16 protein-coding genes are annotated in these 15,659 nt (G+C 69.1%); 5 read left to right on the forward strand and 11 right to left on the reverse strand.

Annotated features, from left to right (window positions below):
- Window positions 1-94 precede the first annotated feature (94 nt).
- On the forward strand, window positions 95-463 hold the full coding sequence (locus OZ671_RS19275; RefSeq protein ID WP_268862255.1) for a DUF1236 domain-containing protein: 369 nt from the start codon (window positions 95-97) through the stop codon (window positions 461-463).
- Window positions 464-491: 28 nt separating this feature from the next.
- Here the strand turns inward: OZ671_RS19275 and OZ671_RS19280 are convergent, their stop codons facing one another.
- The 3 genes from OZ671_RS19280 to OZ671_RS19290 form a co-directional block, all read right to left on the reverse strand.
- On the reverse strand, window positions 492-2,093 hold the full coding sequence (locus OZ671_RS19280; RefSeq protein WP_268862256.1) for a glycosyltransferase family 39 protein: 1,602 nt from the start codon (window positions 2,091-2,093) through the stop codon (window positions 492-494).
- 221 nt (window positions 2,094-2,314) lie between these two features.
- The gene (locus OZ671_RS19285) at window positions 2,315-2,884 is read right to left on the reverse strand and encodes a HutD/Ves family protein (RefSeq protein ID WP_268862257.1); all 570 of its coding nucleotides are present in this window, start codon (window positions 2,882-2,884) and stop codon (window positions 2,315-2,317) included.
- A complete protein-coding gene (locus OZ671_RS19290) occupies window positions 2,881-3,954 on the reverse strand; it encodes a TRAP transporter substrate-binding protein (RefSeq protein ID WP_268862258.1) in 1,074 nt (357 codons plus the stop codon). Before OZ671_RS19290 ends, OZ671_RS19285 begins: the two co-directional genes overlap by 4 nt.
- Window positions 3,955-4,068: 114 nt before the next feature.
- Between OZ671_RS19290 and OZ671_RS19295 the strand changes: the two genes are divergently transcribed.
- Window positions 4,069-5,667: a peptide chain release factor 3 gene (locus tag OZ671_RS19295; protein ID WP_268862259.1), complete on the forward strand. Its 1,599-nt coding sequence runs from the start codon at window positions 4,069-4,071 to the stop codon at window positions 5,665-5,667.
- Window positions 5,668-5,717: 50 nt separating this feature from the next.
- On the opposite strand, the gene OZ671_RS19300 is transcribed toward OZ671_RS19295, so the two are convergent.
- From OZ671_RS19300 to OZ671_RS19315, 4 genes are all read right to left on the reverse strand, one after another.
- Complete coding sequence (locus OZ671_RS19300) at window positions 5,718-6,443, reverse strand: lipase (protein ID WP_268862260.1); 726 nt, start codon at window positions 6,441-6,443, stop codon at window positions 5,718-5,720.
- Window positions 6,444-6,676: 233 nt separating this feature from the next.
- Window positions 6,677-7,372, reverse strand: coding sequence for a hypothetical protein (locus OZ671_RS19305; RefSeq protein WP_268862261.1), 696 nt, complete (start codon window positions 7,370-7,372; stop codon window positions 6,677-6,679).
- Window positions 7,373-7,477: 105 nt separating this feature from the next.
- Window positions 7,478-8,074 (reverse strand): protein-S-isoprenylcysteine O-methyltransferase, encoded by a 597-nt coding sequence (locus OZ671_RS19310; protein ID WP_268862262.1) that lies wholly within the window; start codon window positions 8,072-8,074, stop codon window positions 7,478-7,480.
- Window positions 8,071-9,162, reverse strand: coding sequence for a hypothetical protein (locus OZ671_RS19315; RefSeq protein WP_268862263.1), 1,092 nt, complete (start codon window positions 9,160-9,162; stop codon window positions 8,071-8,073). The genes OZ671_RS19310 and OZ671_RS19315 overlap by 4 nt, the downstream gene beginning before the upstream one ends.
- 375 nt (window positions 9,163-9,537) lie before the next feature.
- On the opposite strand from OZ671_RS19315, the gene OZ671_RS19320 reads away from it, so the two are divergent.
- Entirely contained in the window at window positions 9,538-10,509 is a 972-nt protein-coding gene (locus tag OZ671_RS19320; protein ID WP_268862264.1) for a tripartite tricarboxylate transporter substrate-binding protein, read from the forward strand.
- 15 nt (window positions 10,510-10,524) lie between these two features.
- Here OZ671_RS19320 and OZ671_RS19325 read toward each other — a convergent pair whose 3' ends face one another.
- Window positions 10,525-10,854, reverse strand: coding sequence for a hypothetical protein (locus tag OZ671_RS19325; RefSeq protein ID WP_268862265.1), 330 nt, complete (start codon window positions 10,852-10,854; stop codon window positions 10,525-10,527).
- Window positions 10,855-11,072: 218 nt separating this feature from the next.
- Between OZ671_RS19325 and OZ671_RS19330 the strand changes: the two genes are divergently transcribed.
- Window positions 11,073-11,363, forward strand: a complete 291-nt coding sequence (locus OZ671_RS19330) for a hypothetical protein (RefSeq protein ID WP_268862266.1) — start codon at window positions 11,073-11,075, stop codon at window positions 11,361-11,363.
- Window positions 11,364-11,399: 36 nt separating this feature from the next.
- Here OZ671_RS19330 and OZ671_RS19335 read toward each other — a convergent pair whose 3' ends face one another.
- From OZ671_RS19335 to OZ671_RS19345, 3 genes are read right to left on the reverse strand one after another with little or no spacing between them, the layout of a single operon-like run.
- Complete coding sequence (locus OZ671_RS19335) at window positions 11,400-12,293, reverse strand: alpha/beta fold hydrolase (RefSeq protein WP_268862267.1); 894 nt, start codon at window positions 12,291-12,293, stop codon at window positions 11,400-11,402.
- Complete coding sequence (locus tag OZ671_RS19340; protein WP_268862268.1) at window positions 12,290-12,733, reverse strand: hypothetical protein; 444 nt, start codon at window positions 12,731-12,733, stop codon at window positions 12,290-12,292. Before OZ671_RS19340 ends, OZ671_RS19335 begins: the two co-directional genes overlap by 4 nt.
- Window positions 12,730-14,307, reverse strand: coding sequence for a GMC family oxidoreductase (locus OZ671_RS19345; protein WP_268862269.1), 1,578 nt, complete (start codon window positions 14,305-14,307; stop codon window positions 12,730-12,732). The genes OZ671_RS19340 and OZ671_RS19345 overlap by 4 nt, the downstream gene beginning before the upstream one ends.
- A 265-nt stretch (window positions 14,308-14,572) precedes the next feature.
- On the opposite strand from OZ671_RS19345, the gene OZ671_RS19350 reads away from it, so the two are divergent.
- On the forward strand, window positions 14,573-15,646 hold the full coding sequence (locus OZ671_RS19350) for an LLM class flavin-dependent oxidoreductase (protein WP_268862270.1): 1,074 nt from the start codon (window positions 14,573-14,575) through the stop codon (window positions 15,644-15,646).
- Window positions 15,647-15,659: the final 13 nt, after the last annotated feature.

A 15,659-nucleotide genomic window follows, 5' to 3' on the forward strand; every position in this document is an offset into this window, starting at 1 on the left:
TGGCCCGGCGCGGAACGCCGGCCGGAGGCCGGCGGTTGCACTCTGGCGAGGCCCTTCCGTTCCCGGACGGCCAGCAGTGCACGGAGACAGCAGGATGAAACCGATATCGAGATCGTCGGCGGCGTTCCTCGTCGCCACTATTGCGGCAACGCTGACGGTGCCGCCGGTCCAGGCTCAGGTCGGCGACAGCCAGAGCTCGCCGACCGCCAGCACACGGCCGCAGCGCATCAGTCCCGACCAGCAGCCGCGCTTTCGCCGCTACGTCATCGAACGGCATCACCCGTCCTACAGCTACGGTTCGCCGGTGATCGTCGGCGCCGTCCTGCCCGAAGACGGCGTGACGACCTATCCGGTGCCGAGCGAATACGGCACCACCAGCTATCGCTACACCATCGTCAACGAGCGCCCGGTGCTGGTCGACCCGACGACGCGCATGATCGTACAGCTCATCGAAGAGGAATGAGCCCGGCCGACCTCCGCCCGGGACGCCGTCACGGCGCCTCGGGCAGGAGAATGGCATAGGCCAGCGTCGTCACCGGCCCGAACGAGAGCGGGCTCGGCGCCGACACCGTGCCCTGCGCCTTGAGGTCGGGAAAGCGCTGCCGGAGGCGGGCAAAAGCCTCCCGATCCTCCGGCTGCCAGACGATCAGGCCGCCCCGGCGCGCGAGCATCGCGTCGCTCACCCAGGGTGCCTGGCGCGAATCGCCGTCGAGCAGGATCAGCGGCCGGTCGGCGGAATAGAAGGCGATGTTGCCGGCATGCCAGCGATCGCCGACGACGACCCGCAGCGGCCGGTCGGTTTCGGCGTGCCAGCGGCTGGTCAGTTCTTCCGCGAGCGGGGCGGCCGGATAGAGGGTCGGCACGACGCCGGCGCCCATGGCAAGCCGCGCATGGTGGTGGAAGGCATTGGCGAAGGGCAGCAGGATGATGAGCCCGAGGCCGATGGCGGCCGCGAGCTTCAGCCGGCCGAGTTCGAGATGCGGCCCGATCAGCATGAGCGCGGCGATGGCCGAGAAGGCGAACAGCGCCGTGCCGCGACCCTGCCGAAATTCGCCGCCGACGGCAAAATTGACCACCAGGGCGATCATCAGCGGCGCGACCGCCATGGCAAGGATCGCCGCCTGCTCGAATCGCGGCACCACGCGCCCCTCGACGACGAGCTCGGTCTTCGGCTTCAGCCGCCCGAAGCCCACGGTCAGCGCCAGGAGCACGATCAGCATGGCGTGCTGCACCACCTGCGCCGACAGGAAGGTCAGGCAGAAATAGAGGCGGATGATGATCGAATTCGCCTTCTCGCCGTGGGAGAAGGCATAGCCGAGTGTCGAAAAGCTGGTCTCGAACACCCAGTTCAGATGCGGCGCGACGAGGCCGAGGCAGATCAGCCCGGCGATCCAGGGCTCCGGCCGCTTCAGCGCTTCACGGCCGCGCGGCGTTGCGATCGTGAACAGCCCGAGCACGCCGACCAGCAGCAGCACCACATATTTGGCGTAGATCGACAGCGCGACGACCAGCGCGAAGCCGTACCAGGCGCGCGGCCGCTCCTGGACCACCGCCCGCCACCACGTCAGGCCGGCCAGGGCCCAGAGCGGCGCCGACAGCGTGTCCGGCGTGAAGGTCGCCATCGGCGGGCCGTAATAGTGCACGCCGACCAGCGTCAGCAGCGCCGCGATCAGACCCTGCACCTCGCCGAGCACGGCGCGGCCGAGCTGCCAGACCGCCCACAGCGTCAGCGCGACGCACAGTTGTGCATAGACATAGGCGAGCCACGGCGCCGCCGGGGCGAGCCATTCGCTCAGCCCGAGGATCCAGGCCTGCAGCGGCGGATGCTTGGAAAAGCCCCACTGGAAGGTGCGGCCCCAGATGAACCCTTCGAGCGTATCGCGCGGCAGCGTGACGAAGCCGAGCATGGGCGCCGCGGTCGCCACGAAGGCGTTGAGCCCGATCAGCGACCAGAATGCGAGGCGCGCACGCTCAACCAGGAATTGGCCGATCGTCCTGCTGTCGATCGCGAACGTACCGACAGGCGCGCCAGCAGTGACGACGCCCGTGGACCCTCCGTCGAGCGGCACTGCGTAGGATTCATTGATCGACAATCAGGGGCCTCAGGAACTGGAAGACGTCGGGTTCACGCAAGGGCGCCAGAAACAAAACAGCCCTCACAGAGGCCGCTGCGTGAGACGCGCAAACCCAATGCGCGCTTGTACATTACCGGAACATGACAACCGCCGCAGAATGTTTCTGCAACGCGCAAATACGCCGGTTCGTTACATTTTTGCAAGTCCCGCGAGCGCCGCCCAAAATCTTTATTTTCGCGCTAGATCGGATCGAGTCGGACGATGGCCGCGCGGTCGTCCAGCCGCCCCTCCAGAAACATACCGGACGCTGCATCGACGAGCGCAGTACAACCTGTGGTAAGTCGCGCCTCGCCGGCCGGTCCGGCGATCTGCCAGATGCCGTCGAGCGCGACGACCGCAAGCGTGCCGGCGGCCGGCAGCGGCTCGGCGCGCCCCTGCCCGCGCCGGATCTCCACGTCGCCGGCAAAGGCATCGTCGCGCATCAGCAGATTGAAGGCCGTGGCCGGCGCACCGTCGAGGCGGGAGAACGGCGCCGGTGCGCCGGCGAACCGGGTCGGCCGGTCGGGCGCGACCCGGCGCGTGCCCTCCCGTGGAAAGTCCAGGAACAGGCCGGGGCCGCGGATGATGGTGAAGACGCGCGTCACGCCGGCATAGTCGGAAAACGGGCCGTCCCTGACGATTTCGGCCGTTCCGATGCGCCAGGCCACATCGCCATCGGCCATGTGCTCGACGGCGTAGTCGGTCGCGGTGCCGCCGCCATTCTTCCACGGCACCGTTCTATGGTCCTTCGGGTCGATCAGCCGGATCATCGTGCTTCGTACCTCACCCCGCTGATCGGCGCGACGATGCGATTGTAGACCTCGCCGCAGCGCTCGCCGCACCGCTTGACGAAGGCCGGCAGGACCACCGTGCTCAGCGACTGGCGCAGCAGCGCCGCATCCGCCTCGCTCGCCCGCGTCACCGTCATCGGACGGCTCTCCACCACGCGGCCGATCCTGCAGCCCGCGGCGAGCCCGGCATTGCACTGGATGCCGTCCTCGGTCGCCTCGAGGCCGAGCTTCCACTGCGCCTCCTCGACATTGCGCATGGTCTCCTGCAGGAACTGCCGCACCGCCGGATCAAGCCGGTTCCACCAGGCGAGATTGACGCCATAGGCCGCGGTGCCCCACTGGATCGGCAGGGCATAGAGGTGGCGCGTCACCTCGTACCAGCGCGCGCCGTTGCCGGTCGCGGTGCCGGTGACCGCGCAGTCGACGACGCCGCGCTCGAGCGCCGCGTAGACTTCGGGAAAGCCGATCGCCACCGGCTGGGCGCCGATCGACTGGATGAAGTCGTTCTGCGAGCCGCCCGGCGTGCGCACGCGCCGGCCCTTGAGGTCGGCAAGGCTGGTGACGGGATCGCGGCAGAACAGCACCTGGGCCGGGAACGGGTAGAAGGCGACGATGCGCACCCCGACCCGCTCCAGCTCCTGGTTGAGCGTCGGCAGCATGGCCTCGGCGACGCGCCGGGCCTGGTCGTGCGAGGCGTTGAGGCCGGCAAGGTCGATGATGTCGAGCAGCGGCACGTCGCCGGCGACCGTCGGCAGCGCGATGCCGGCAAGGTCGATCTGGCCGGCGCGCAGAACCCGCAGCAGTTCCGGCCCGCTGAGGTTGCGCTCGGGCCAGCTCGCCAGTGTCACCGAAATGCGCCCGCCCGACCGCTGCGGAATGCCTTCGCGCAGCATGGGAATGTCGACACGGGTATATTGCGGGATGGACGGCGACAGCTGCGTCACCATCTGAATGGCCAGCGGCGGGCCGGGCGGCAGGGTCTGCGCCACGGCGGGCGCGCCCCCCGCGCCCAGCATGAGACTGACGATGGCGGACATGAAACGGCGCATGCGGCTCTCCCCCCAAGAAGCCAAGGCGAAAACGCACTATAGCGGCCGTCCGGTCGCGGTCGAGATGGGCCCGCCGATTGACCTCGCGCCGCCGGCAACGCTAAACCCCGCGCCATGACGAGCCTCCAAGCCAACGCCGCCGCGCCGACCCCGGCCTCGCGCCGGCGCACCTTCGCCATCATCTCGCACCCCGATGCGGGCAAGACGACGCTGACCGAGAAGCTGCTGCTGTTCGGCGGCGCGATCCAGCTCGCCGGCGAGGTCAAGGCCAAGCAGGGCCGCCGCCAGACCTCATCGGACTGGATGGCGATCGAGCGCTCGCGCGGCATTTCGGTGGTCACCTCGGTGATGACCTTCGAATATGGCGGCTGCGTCTTCAACCTGCTCGACACGCCAGGCCACGAAGACTTCTCGGAAGACACCTACCGCACGCTGACGGCGGTCGATTCCGCGGTCATGGTCATCGACGCGGCCAAGGGCATCGAGGCGCGCACGCGCAAGCTGTTCGAGGTCTGCCGGCTGCGCGACATCCCCACCATCACCTTCGTCAACAAGATGGACCGCGAGGCGCGCGATCCCTTCGACCTGATGGATGAGATCGAGAAGACGCTGGCGATCGACACCACGCCGCTGACCTGGCCGATCGGCGCGGGCCGGGAATTCGCTGGCACCTACGATCTCGCCCGCAACCAGGTGCGCCGGCTCGACCGCGACAATGAACCGACCAAGGTCAACGGCCCGGAGGCCGGCCTGTTCGACGAATTGCTGCCGGCCGGCGCGGACGAGTGGCGCGAGCAGGTCGAGCTTGCGATCGGCGGCTGCAAGCCGTTCGATCTCGCCGCCTATCGCGAAGGTCATCTGACCCCGGTGTTCTGGGGCTCGGCCCTGCGCAATTTCGGCGTGCGCGACCTGATCGACGCGCTGATCGCCTATGCGCCGCCGCCCCGTGCCCAGGTCGCCGAGGGACGGGTGGTCGACGCCGACGAGAAGTCCATGGCCGGTTTCGTGTTCAAGATCCAGGCGAACATGGATCCGAACCACCGCGACCGCATCGCCTTCTTCCGCGTCTGCTCGGGCAAGCTGACGCGCGGCATGAAGGCCAAGCTCGTCCGCACCGGCAAGGCCATGCCGCTCAACGCGCCGCAGTTCTTCTTCGCGCAGGACCGCCAGCTCGCCGAGGAGGCCTATGCCGGCGACATTGTCGGCATCCCCAATCACGGCACGCTGCGCATCGGCGACACGCTGACCGAAGGCGAGGAGATCGTGTTCAAGGGCGTGCCGAGCTTCGCGCCCGAACAGCTGCGGCGGGTCAAGCTGAAGGACGCGATGAAGGCCAAGAAGCTGCGCGAGGCCTTGCAGCAGATGGGCGAGGAAGGCGTCGTCCAGCTCTTCGTGCCCAATGACGGCTCGCCGGCGATCGTCGGTGTCGTCGGCGCGCTGCAGCTCGACGTGCTGAAGGAGCGGCTGGCGGCGGAATATTCGCTGCCCGTCGACTTCGACCCCTGCCAGTTTCAGGTCTGCCGCTGGCTCTCGTCCGACGACGAGGCCAAGCTCGACAGCTTCATCGCCGCGCACGGCTCGTCGATGGCGCGCGATCTCGACGGCGCACCAGTCTATATGGCGTCCAGCGCCTTCTCACTGCGCTACGAGGAAGAACGGGCGCCCGGCATCGTCTTTTCCGACATCAAGGACTACCAGCGCGCCGCAGGCTGACCGAGCCTCGCCCGGCGGGCGCGACGCGCCCGCGGCAGCGCCGGCGGCGATCAGCGTGTCGCCACCTGGCCGGAGCCGGCCGCGACCCGCGCCGGCCGGCGGTGGCCCGGGCCGATCGCCTGCGCGACCCAGCCGATCACCTGGGCATGCAGCCGCGGATCCTTTTCGATATTGAAGTGCGACAGCTCGCCGGAACGGCTGAGGTCGATGTTTTCCAGCCGGCCGCGGAAGCGCGGGCTGGCCGTCACCGCCATGCCCCAGCCGTTGTTCGCCTGGTAGAAATTGACGAAGCGTCGAGCGCCGCCGGTGATCTGCCGCTCGACCGTCGGATCGAAAGCGACGGCAAGCGCGACCGAGCCGCCCTGGGCGGCCAGCGCATTGGCGATGTCGGCCACCACATTGGCGCCGAGCGAGTGGCCGATGATCACGGCCTGGGCCCGGCCGCCAGAGGCACGCTGGTCGCGCAGGATGGCGCCGGCGATGGCCGAGCCCTCGCCGTGTTCGTGCACGGTCGCGACATAGCCCCGCTGCACCAGCTTGGCGGCGAGATCGTCCATGCCGCGCGAGAAGACATTGGCAAGGCCACGGATGAGATAGATGTGTGGCTGGACCTGGGCCCGGCGCTGGGCCGGCGCGAGCCGTGGCGCGGCGGCCTGGCTGTCGCGTGCCATCTGCACGGCCGCGCCGCCGCCCTGCCCGGCGGTCGCCTGGCAGCCGGCCAGCAGCAGCGCGGCGAACGCAACTCCGAGAATACCCGTCCAGGACGGCCTGCCCATCGTCGACCTCGTCGTCACAACACCAGACAAGAGCCGGATTGCCTGTCGGCAAGCCGGCCGCTCACCCTGCCGCCCGCATGGTTAATGGCCAGTCAATGATCCGCCCTCGAAGCGTGTCAATGCGGCCCGTCCCGGGATCGGCCGTGTGAGGCACGATGCCTGCCGATTGTTGCAGGCGGGCATCACGTTGGGGAAGCAATGTGACACAATCGGGGCGAGGTCCGGCCGCCCCGTCACCCCCGCGCGCGCCGCGGGCTCTGCGCCAGCCGGACGTTGCCGGGCCCGGCGGACTGGCGGATCCAGGCCACGATCCGCTGATGAATCGCATCGTCCTGGTCGATGGTGAAATGGCTGAGATTCGCCGCCGCGCGCAGATCGACGTTCTCGATCCGCCGCTCCTGGCCCGCGGCCGCGGCGATCGGCCGGCCCCAGCCGTTGTTCGACTGGTAGAAATTGACCAGGCGGCCGGTTCCGCCGGTCAGCACCAGCGGCACGGTCGGGTCGAACGTGACCGCCAGCGGCACCTCGATGCCGCGGGCGGCAAGCGCATTGACCACCGACAGGGCGGCGTTGGCGCCGAGCGAATGGCCGATGATGACCGCCTTCTGGCGCCGGCGGGTGGCCTGCTGATCGGCCGCGATCTGCTCGACGACCGTGCGCCAGTCGTCGAATGTGTGAATGCTGGTGCGATAGCCGAGCTGGTCCAGCTTGGCGGCCAACTGGTCGACGCCCGCCGACACCGGACGGGCAATGCCGCGGATGAGATAGACCTTGGGGGTCAGCGCCTGCATCTGCTGGCGCTGCGGCTCGGCGTGGCGGGCCTGATGGCGCGGCGCGAACGCCCCGTCCAGGCCGACCATCTGGCACCCGCCGAGCGCGAGCCCACCGACGATCAGCGGCAGCAAGCCGATACGCGACACCATGCCCATGCCCTACCATATCCATGACGCGCGGGCAGGACGGCCCGGCGAAACCTGCGCCTCAAATGTGCTTCCGTTAGGAAGCGCGCAAGGAAGCCGCTTGTATTGGCCCTGTCAATAAATGAATGGGATGATCCGTTTCGTGCGGGCCATGTAATCGGCATATTGCTGGCCGAAAGCCGCATGCATCATGCTTTCCTCGCGCTGGACGCGGAACGCGTAGAGCACGCCGAAGCCGATCAGCCCGGCGGGACCGGCAATCCAGTTCTGCAAGAGAAGCAATTGTGCAAGGCCCCACAGGAAGAAGGCCGTGTACATGGGGTGCCGCACCAGCCGGTACACGCCATGCGTGACGAGCGTGTGGTCCTCGCGCAGTTCCAGCGTCTGCGACCAGTTGCGGCCGAGCTGGCGGTGCGTCGCCAGGAAGAGGGCCAAGGCGGCCACGAAGACGGCGGTGCCGATCCCGGCCTGCAGGGCCGAAAACGGATAGTCGGCGAAGGCGAGGAATCCGCGTCCCGCAAGCAGGCAATAGGCGATCGGGACGATGCCGAGGCCCGACAGAGAAATCAGCAGCAGAAGCCGCTCGCGACCGTCGACCGCGCTGACGTCGATCCGGTTGCGTCGCTTGTTCTTGACCTCGTGGGGAATGCGGATCGCGCCCCAGCCGACCACGCCGACGAGAAAGACGATCTGGGCGGTGAGACGGATCATGGCGCGGCGGTCTTGGTGGCGGGCGAAGGGCTGAGCGCGGCGGCGCCAGCGAGCGCGCCGTCGTGCCGCAGGGCCTCCGGCAGGCTTTCGCCGTCGTGGACGATATCGGCGAACCGGAACGGCCCGCAGGCGATCATGTGGAAGTCGTAGCGGTAGCGCTGCTCGTTGCCCATCACATATTGCCGGTGCACGCGCAGAAGATTGCCGCGGAACCGGCCCCAGGTTTCCGGCGCCAGCATGCGCGACAGGCGGATGGAATGGCTGATCGGCCGGCCGCGAACGTCGATGCCGAGCGCCTGGGTCGTGCTGCACTTGTAGAAGCAGATGAAGTCGACATGGCTGTCATATTCGGCCCATGTGATGTCGGGCGTCTCGGCGATGCGCCGCACCGCCGCCCGGATCCAGCCGGCGGCGGGGTGCAGCGCGATCTTCAGGGTGGACGAGCCGACGCCGGCAAGGCCGAGCGGCGTTCCCCGCCCGGCGAGATCCGGATCGGCGGCCAGCGCCTCCGCGACGCTTTCGACCATCCAGGCAGCACCGAGACTGTGCGCGATGATCACCACCTCGTCGACGTCGCCCGCCTTCACGCCGGCCGCGATCTCACCGGCGAGTTCGGTCATCCGGCGGCTGATCGAGGGCCGCGCCCGGCGGATCATGTCGCGCGCGAAGATCCAGTCGTTCAGCATGTAGTCGATGTGGAAACGCCGCCCGGGCCAGCGCATCAGAGCCGTGAACAGGCCGATGGCGACGAGCGGCACGGCAAGCACCGGATAGGGACCGCCGAGCAGGCCCCAGGCCGAGCCCAGGCCGATCGACAGGGCCGTGAACAGCATCAGCAGCACGGCCGGATAGCCGGCGAACAGCGAATAGCGCCAGTAGGCCGCGATATAGCGGAAGAATGTGCCGGTCAGCACAATATCGACCGCGGCCCGGAAATAGAGCACCAGCCGCAGCCAGACCGGCCGGTCGACATCCTCGGCAATGACGTCGTCCCAGCGCAGCAGCCGGACGTCGGTCCTGGTCTGCCAGTCCGGTCCGCTGAGCGTGACCGGCCAGGACGCCACCGGCCGGCCATCGTGCAGCGTCATGGGCCCGACCTCCGCCCGGACCGACCATGTCTTCTCGAATCGCCTGATCTCGCGATCGAAACGATGATGATGGGCTGCCGGCCCAAGCGGTTCGTAACCGGTGAGAAGATAGACGCGTCGGGTGCGGACGGGTTCTGACATGGACCTTTTGGGCAGGTTGCGATGGGCTCCCTGATGACATGAGACGCCGCCGAGCGCCAGCCGCGGAACGGCCCACGCCGGCCGGACAGGGCAAAAAGCCGCCCTTCTCCCCAGGGCGCGTCCGGGAATTGGCGTCGTGTCCCATGGGCATCGCGCATCAGCGATGACCCGATCTGGGCATTGGCGGGCGATGCTGCCAATGCTTGGCATGGCCCCAACCGGAGACAACAGCCGATGCGCCTCTGGCCCGCTGCCTTTGCCGCCTTCGTTTTTGCCGCTGCCGTAGCGGCAGCTCCCGACCTGCGCGCCGACGACGGCTATCCGGCCCGGCCGATCCTGATGATCGTGCCGTTTGCCGCCGGCGGCACGTCGGATGTGATTGCCCGGGTGGTCGCCGAGGAGCTGAGCCATGCCCTCGGCCAGCGGATCGTCACGGAAAATGCCGGCGGCGCCGGCGGAACCCTCGCGCTCGCCCGTGCCGCGCGCGCCGAGCCGGATGGCTACACGATCGTGATCGGCAATACCGGCACCAATGCCGCGGCCTATTCGATCTATCCGGACCTGCGATACGGCCCCGACGCTTTCGTGCCGATCGGCCTGGTGGCGAAGACCTCGCCCCTGCTCGCCGTGCGCAAGACCCATCCGGCGCGCACGCTCGCCGAGTTCATCGCCTATGCCAAGGCGAATCCGGGGCGCGCGACGCTCGGCCACGCCGGGGTCGGCTCGTCCAATTATCTCATCTGCCGCAGCTTCATCCAGGCTGCGGCGGTGGAGGTGACCCTGGTCGGCTATCGCGGCGCCGCTCCGGCGATGCAGGATCTCCTTGCCGGCCAGATCGACGGTGTCTGCGACGCGGCGACCTCGCTCGGCTCGCAGGTCCAGGCCGGCGAAGCGCGGGCGCTCGCGGTGGCCGGCCCCGCCCGTCTCGCGATCCTGCCCGATGTGCCGACCTCCGCCGAGGCCGGCCTTGCCGCCTTCCAGGCCCAGGGCTGGAATGCGCTGTTCGCTCCCAAGGGCACGCCCGAGCCGATCGTCCGGCGCCTCAACGCGGCCATTCGCCAGGCCATGGCCAGCGAAAGCCTGCGCAAGCGTTTCGCCGAGCTCGCCTCGACAGCGCCCGAGCCGGACGAGACGACGCCGGCGCATCTGGCCGCGCTGATTCCGGCCGAGATCGCCAAATACAGGCAGTTGCTGGCCGATCGCTGAGGCCCGGGCCGGTGGCTATTCGGCCGCGAGCTCGGCCTTGGCCCAGGCGCAGAACCAGATGACCGCGAGATCGAGCATCACGAAACCGGCGATCCAGAAGGTCATCGGCTGCAGATCCTGCCAGACGCTCGACACGGCCATGAAGCCGCCGATCGCCGAGATGACCTGGGCGATGACCAGAAGGCGGCGGCCACCGAAGGGAAGAATGAGACCCAGCGCGCCGTAGACGGCTCCGAAACCCGCCGTGATCATGACTGGCAGGCTCGGCGGCACCAGCGCATATTCGGCAATGTGCAGGGCGCCATTGACGAGGAGCAGCGCCGCGGCGACCAGCTTGGCGATCATGCAATGGTCCGATGCTGTTGAGCCGATTCCCTTGGGTGCAATGATCGACCGGGCCGCGACGCGACGCAACGACCAGGTCGGCCGGGCTGATGCGCTGCAATGGGTCGAAAACGCCACCGTGACAACCGGCGAGGCTGCGCTACAATGCCACACGAGGCCGTTTGCGGCCGGACCGGACGGGTCGGGCCCGCGGCTGCATCGACGAGGGTCGGAGCGCCATGCGTTACGACGAGCGAACGAGATCGGACAAGCCGCGCGGGCCAAGCTGGCAGACTTGGTCCGATGCCACGCGCCCGGCGGACAACCCGCCGCCCAGCGGCTTCAACGCGTGGGACGAGCGGGTGCGCATGCGCCAGAACATCGGCGCCGCCATTGCCGTGATCATTCTCGGCATCACCACCTACGTCGTCTTCGACCAGTTGCAGGCCTCTTCCCGGGTGCTTGCCTGCATGGAGGCTGGGCACCGCAACTGCGCGCCGCTCAATATCGAGAGGCCGGCGCCACGCTGACGTCTCCGCGGCGGCGCCGCCTTCGCCGGCCGCCGCTCACGCGCCGGCATCGCTCAGGAACGGCACCAGGTCGGCCAGCACCGCGTCCGGCGCCTCCTCGGGCAGGAGGTGGCCGCAGCCCGGAAGCGGCCTGCCGAAGACCGGCGCGCCGACCCAGGGCCGCCAGGTGTCAAGCGGCGGCACCGCCGGGGCATTATGCTCCGGCCAGAGCACCAGCACCGGACAGCGCAGCTTGCGGCCATCGCTGAGATCGACCTGGTCGTGGGTGAGATCGATGCTGGCGCCGGCGCGGTAGTCCTGGCACATGGCGTGGCGTACCTCGGCCTTGCGGAACGCCTGGGCATAGGGCTCGAGTGCATCGGCATAGGCGGACGGCGACAGCGCCATCCGCTGCAGCGTCACCTCGAGGAAAAAGTCGGGATCGGCGCCGATCAGCCGCTCCGGCATGTCGTACGGTTGAGCCAGCAGGAACCAGTGATAGGCGGCAAGGCCGAAGGCCCGGTCCGCCTTGCGCCACATGTCGGCGGTCGGGATCACCGTCAGCGAGGTGAAGCACGACACCGCATGGGGGGCGTCGAGCGCCATGCGATAGCCGACCCGCGCGCCGCGGTCGTGGCCGACCACGGCAAAACGCTTGAAGCCGAGATGGGCCATGACCGCGATCTGGTCCTGCGCCATCACGCGCTTGGAATAGGCTTCCGGCGAGGCTCCCACCGGCCCGACGCTGTCGCCATAACCGCGCAGGTCCGTCGCCACGACCGTATGATACTGGGCGAGCACCGGCGCGATATGGCGCCAGGCAAGGCTCGTTTCCGGATAGCCGTGCAGCAGCAGCACCGGCGGCCCTTCGCCGCCGATCACCCCGGCGATGCGCGCCTCGCCGACATCGAGCTCGAAGGGGCGGAAGTTCGGGAACGCCGACGGGGTCATGGCACCACCCGGAAGATCTGGCCACGGGCCACCACGCGTGCGAGCCGCGCGGCCGTCGCGTCGTCGGCCGGCGCGATCCTGTGGCCGCCGGGCTGCGGCGGCTCGCTGCGCCAGCCATAGGCATGGAGAACCGCCGGCTGGTCGTGATAGTCGGCGGCAACCTCCTGGACCAGCGCGCGGAACGGCTCGAAGGCGCGTTTCTCGACCTCGGCCAGGATCCGGTGCCGCTCGGCCGGCGCCGCGGTGACGAAGGCCCGGTCACTGACCGCCTCGGCGTGGATCGCCGTCAGCACCGCCGCATGGCGCTCGCCGTAATCCCGGCCGGCCAGGCCCGCCCCGGTCGCCGTCGGCAGGGGCGATCCGGACGCCGATTCGGCTTCGCCCGGCAGGAGCGTATCGATGACCGCATCGAGAAAGCCGTCGGAAAAGGCGCCGTTCATGCCATGTCCCTCGCAAGATCGTCGGCTATGCGCAGTGCCAGTGCTCCTATGGTCGAGCCGGGATTCACCGCGCCCACGGTTGGAAACAGGCTGCCATCAGCCACGATGAGATTGGCGACACCATGGCAGCGACCGCGACCGTCGGTCACCGAGGTCGCGGGATCGCTTCCCATCCGGGCCGTGCCCAGCAGGTGCCAGCCGGTATAGGGGGCAAGATCCACCCGCACGGTCGCCACCGCGCCGGCCGCGCGCAGCACCTCCTCGGCCCGGTCCAGGCCGAAATCCAGGGCTTTGCGCGTGTGTTCCGACACCTTGTAGTCGACCTTCACGCCGGGCATGCCGTCGGCCTCGATCCGGTCGGTGAGCGACACCCGGTTATGCGCTTCCGGCAGGTCCTCGTTCAGTACCAGGACCGCCATCGACCGGCCGAACTCGGCGCGGACCTGCGCATGTGATTCGGCGCCCCAGGGCTCGGCGAGACGGGTCGCCTGGGTCATCAGCGGGTTCTCGCGGGTCACCTGCAGGTGCACGCCGCGCACGAAGCCCCGCGCCGGGTCGGTCTCGTAGAACTGGTGGCTGTAGATGGCACAGCCGCCCGGCCCGACCGGCCCGTCCAGCTCCCGGTCGAACAGGCCCCGGACATAGGCCGCGCCGTGGAACATCAGGTTGCGCCCGAGTGCCGGTCCCGTCAGGCCGGAGGCGAGCATCAGGCGCGCGGTGCCGATGCCATTGCCGGCGATCACCACGGCGGCCGCCGGCTGCAGGGTCTCGGTGCCGTCGGCGTCGCGGTAGCGCACGCCGGTCGCCCGGCCGCCGCCGAGCTCGATCTCGGTCACGACCGCGCCGCCGCGCAGCACGACCCCGGCCGCCACGGCATCGGCAAGGTAGGTCTGGTCGACGGAAGCCTTGGCGCGCGTCACGCAGCCGGTCAGGCAGGGACCGCAATAATTGCAGGCCGGACGCCCGCCATGAGGCACCGTATTGATCGCAGCATCGACCGGCCACCAGTGCCAGCCGAGCCGGTCGAAGGCCTCGGCCGCGAGATTGCCCATGCGCCCGGGCGCGACCGGCGCCATGGGACGCGCCGGTTTCGGCGGATAGGCTGGATCTCCGGCAAGGCCGGCAATGCCCATGCGCGCGTCGTTGAGGTCGTAATAGGGCTCGAGATCGGCATAATCGAACGGCCAGTCGTCACCGACGCCGTCGAGCGAGCGGGTGCGGAAGTCCGACGGGTGCAGGCGCGGAAAATGCGCGGCCCAGGTGACGGTGGAACCGCCGAAGCCGTTCCACATGAGCGGCTTGAAGGCCGAATCGGCGTCATCGACCGGATAGTCGGCGGAGGGCGCGACAGCGCCCGCGGCGAGCCGCAGATTGGGCGAGGTTGCCCATGAGCCGAGAAAGGCGCGCTGCCAGCCGGGCGTCTGCATCGGCATGGCCGCGTAGTGGGGCGGGCCGCCGCGGTCCAGCACCACGATCCTGAGATCCGGCCGCCGCGTCGCGAGGCGCCAGGCAAAGGCCGCCCCGCCAAACCCCGCGCCGACCACCACCACGTCCACCGGCTCGCGCCTGCCCATGCCTCTCCGCTCCCCTGTGATGGCCGTCGCGGCCGGTCCCGCCTCCTGCGCGGAGGTCTTTCGCGTGTTGGGACGGCGCTCATCCTGGCGCCCGCCTCGGCTTTCAGCAACGGAGAAACATCGCAGCGCGGCAGCCCTGCAGGACGCAGGTTTCCTTCTGCCCGGACCTGAAACTTCGAAAACACTCTCCAGTCGCCACGCCTCATGATGGGCCCTGAACCTGCCTGGCTTCAGCTTCTCATCTCGCGGCGCATCGGAGCACCTCATGACGATTGAATTCATCGGCTATATCGCGACCCGTGAAAGCTCGGAGATCATTCCCGCGCAGGGGCCCGTCATCGACATCGATCACGTCGAAAAGGTCGCGCGCGCCCACGAGGCCTCGGGCTTCGACCGGGCGCTCGTCGCCTTCCATTCGACCTCGCCCGAAAGCATTCTGGTCGCCGGCCATGCCGCAGCGGCGACCAGCCGGCTCGGCCTGATGATCGCGCATCGGCCCGGCTTCACCCAGCCGACGCTCGCGGCCCGCCAGTTCGCCACCCTCGACCGGTTCACGCGCGGCCGGGTGGCGGTTCACATCATCACCGGCGGCGACGATGCCGAACAGCGCCAGGACGGCGATTTCCTGACGAAGGACGAGCGCTACGCCCGCACCGACGAATATCTCGACGTCGTCAAGCGGACCTGGACGAGCGAGACCCCGTTCGACCACGAGGGCCGCTTCTACCGGTTCGAGCGCGCCTTCTCGACGGTCAAGCCGGTCCAGAAGCCGCATATCCCGATCTATTTCGGCGGGGCGTCCGACGCCGCGATCCCGGTCGCCGGGCGCCACGCCGACATCTATGCGCTCTGGGGCGAGACCCACGACCAGGTGCGCGAGCTCACCGCCCGGGTGCGCGCGGCGGCCGCCGTCCACGGCCGTCGCCCGCGCTTCAGCCTGTCCCTCCGCCCGATTCTGGCCGATACCGAGGAGCGTGCGTGGAAGCGTGCCGACGAGTTCCTGGAACGCGCCACCGCGCTCATCCACCAGACCGGCTTTGCCCGCAGCCGCGAGCCGGTCAATTCCGGTTCGCTCCGCCTGCTCGAGGCGGCCGCCCGCGGCCCGCGGCTCGACCGGCGGCTGTGGACCGGCATGGCCGCCCTGACCGGCGCGCGTGGCAATTCCACCGCCCTGGTGGGCACGCCCGAACAGGTCGCCGAAGCGCTCATCGACTATTACGACCTCGGCGTCACGACCTTCCTGATCCGCGGCTTCGAGCCCCACGCCGACGCCGTCGACTATGGCCGGACGCTGATCCCGCTCACCCGCGCGCTCGCGGCGCGCCGCGCCGCCGCGTGAGCCGCATCGGGAG

It is taken from the genome of Phreatobacter sp. AB_2022a, assembly GCF_026847585.1.
GTDB lineage: Bacteria > Pseudomonadota > Alphaproteobacteria > Rhizobiales > Phreatobacteraceae > Phreatobacter.